The 3169-nt window shown below is 57.1% G+C and carries 1 rRNA gene; it reads right to left on the bottom strand.

The features are described from left to right. Nucleotides 1–14: 14 nt before the first annotated feature. Nucleotides 15–3126, bottom strand: a 23S ribosomal RNA gene (locus KLI87_RS41360). Nucleotides 3127–3169: the final 43 nt, after the last annotated feature.

Below are 3169 nucleotides of genomic sequence, written 5' to 3'. Positions count from 1 at the left end.
CTTGAACGTATTGTGTGGTCAAGCCACTCGGCCTATTAGTACCGGTCGACTCCACACGTTACCGCGCTTCCATCTCCGACCTATCAACCCGATCATCAACCGGGGGCCTTACCCCACCAAAGTGGGAGGGAGAACTCATCTCAAGGAAGGCTTCCCGCTTAGATGCTTTCAGCGGTTATCCCTACCGAACGTAGCCAACCAGCCATGCTCCTGGCGGAACAACTGGCACACCAGAGGTTCGTCCGTCCCGGTCCTCTCGTACTAGGGACAGACCCTTTCAATTCTCCTACGCGCGCAGCGGATAGGGACCGAACTGTCTCGCGACGTTCTAAACCCAGCTCGCGTGCCGCTTTAATGGGCGAACAGCCCAACCCTTGGGACCTACTCCAGCCCCAGGATGCGACGAGCCGACATCGAGGTGCCAAACCATCCCGTCGATATGGACTCTTGGGGAAGATCAGCCTGTTATCCCCGGGGTACCTTTTAGCCGTTGAGCGACACCACTTCCACACGTAGATGCCGGATCACTAGGCCCTGCTTTCGCACCTGCTCGACACGTCCGTCTCACAGTCAAGCTCCCTTGTGCCCTTGCACTCACCACCTGATGACCAACCAGGCTGAGGGAACCTTTGGGCGCCTCCGTTACACTTTAGGAGGCAACCGCCCCAGTTAAACTACCCACCAGGCACTGTCCCCCACCCGGATACACGGGCGCGGGTTAGACACACAAAACAACCAGAGTGGTATTTCACCAACGACTCCACCCGAACTAGCGTCCGAGCTTCACAGTCTCCCACCTATCCTACACAAGCCGCCTCAAGCGCCAATGCCAAGCTATAGTGAAGGTCCCGGGGTCTTTCCGTCCTGCTGCGCGAAACGAGCATCTTTACTCGTACTGCAATTTCACCGGGCCTGTGGTTGAGACAGCGGGGAAGTCGTTACGCCATTCGTGCAGGTCGGAACTTACCCGACAAGGAATTTCGCTACCTTAGGATGGTTATAGTTACCACCGCCGTTTACCGGCGCTTAGATTCTCAGCGTCCACCGTGAGGTGTAACCGGTCCTCTTAACGTTCCGGCACCGGGCAGGCGTCAGTCCGTATACCGCGTCTTACGACTTCGCACGGACCTGTGTTTTTAGTAAACAGTCGCTTCCCCCTGGCCTCTGCGACCCCACCCAGCTCAAGAAGCAAGTTCCATCACCAGACAAGGCCCCCCTTCTCCCAAAGTTACGGGGGCAATTTGCCGAGTTCCTTAACCACAGTTCACCCGATCGCCTTGGTATTCTCTACCTGACCACCTGAGTCGGTTTAGGGTACGGGCCGCCAGTACACTCGCTAGAGGCTTTTCTCGACAGCATGGGATCACTCACTTCACCTAAAACGGCTCGGCATCACACCTCACCCTTCATGCACCACGGATTTACCTATGGCGCGGGCTACATGCTTACCCCAGGAACAACCATCGCCTGGGCTGAGCTACCCTCCTGCGTCACCCCATCACTCACCTACTACCCCCTCGGGTCCCACGCTCCCCACCACCACAACCCGAAGGTCACGGCAGCGGTTCGGGTGGTTAGCATCAGAGGGTTCAGCGTTGGCGCATACCAGCGGGTACGGGAATATCAACCCGTTGTCCATCGACTACGCCTGTCGGCCTCGCCTTAGGTCCCGACTTACCCTGGGCGGATTAGCCTGCCCCAGGAACCCTTGGTCATCCGGCGCACACGTTTCTCACGTGTGATTCGCTACTCATGCCTGCATTCTCACTCCCACAACCTCCACCCCTGGGTCACCCCGAGGCTTCACCGGTCGCAGGACGCTCCCCTACCCATCACACCACAAAGGTGCAATGCCACGGCTTCGGCGGTGTGCTTGAGCCCCGCTACATTGTCGGCGCGGAATCACTTGACCAGTGAGCTATTACGCACTCTTTCAAGGGTGGCTGCTTCTAAGCCAACCTCCTGGTTGTCACAGCAACTCCACATCCTTTCCCACTTAGCACACGCTTAGGGGCCTTAACCGATGATCTGGGCTGTTTCCCTCTCGACTACGAAGCTTATCCCCCGCAGTCTCACTGCCACGCTCTCACTTACCGGCATTCGGAGTTTGGCTGACGTCAGTAACCTTGTAGGGCCCCTCAGCCATCCAGTAGCTCTACCTCCGGCAAGAAACACGCAACGCTGCACCTAAATGCATTTCGGGGAGAACCAGCTATCACGGAGTTTGATTGGCCTTTCACCCCTAACCACAGGTCATCCCCCAGGTTTTCAACCCTGGTGGGTTCGGGCCTCCACACCGTCTTACCGGCGCTTCACCCTGCCCATGGCTAGATCACCCCGCTTCGGGTCTACAGCATGCGACTCATGCGCCCTATTCAGACTCGCTTTCGCTACGGCTACCCGACACCGGTTAACCTCGCCACACACCATAACTCGCAGGCTCATTCTTCAAAAGGCACGCCATCACGAACACAGAAAACCAAAGATTCCCTGTGAGGACGCTCTGACGGCTTGTAGGCACACGGTTTCAGGTACTATTTCACGACCCCTCACCGGGGCACTTTTCACCTTTCCCTCACGGTACTAGTCCGCTATCGGTCACCAGGAAGTATTCAGCCTTACCACGTGGTCGTGGCAGATTCACACAGGATTTCACGGGCCCCGTGCTACTCGGGAACACACCCAGAAGCCACTCGAATTTCGTCTACCGGACTCTCACCGTCTACGGTCGGCCTTCCCATGCCGTTCAACTATCCGAGCAGTTTGTAACTTCTCGACCCAGCGGCAGCTGGACCAGGATGGTCCCACAACCCCGCACACGCAACGCCTGCCGGCTATCACACGCGCACGGTTTAGGCTCCTCCGCTTTCGCTCACCACTACTCACGGAATCACAATTGTTTTCTCTTCCTGCGGGTACTGAGATGTTTCACTTCCCCGCGTTCCCACCAACCGCCCTATACATTCAGACGGCGGCGACACCCCATGACGGGTGCCAGGTTTCCCCATTCGGAAATCCCCGGATCAAAGTCTGGTTGCCGACTCCCCGAGGCATATCGCAGGCTCCCACGTCCTTCATCGGCTCCTGATGCCAAGGCATCCACCGTATGCCCTTAAAAACTTGAACACACAAAACGATCAAAACAAATCGCAGATAAACAACAACACCC

Source organism: Actinomadura sp. NEAU-AAG7, assembly GCF_018603865.1.
Lineage (GTDB): Bacteria > Actinomycetota > Actinomycetes > Streptosporangiales > Streptosporangiaceae > Spirillospora > Spirillospora litoris.
Note: the sequence above shows the minus strand (reverse complement) of the source record. Positions and strands in the feature narration are given on the sequence as shown.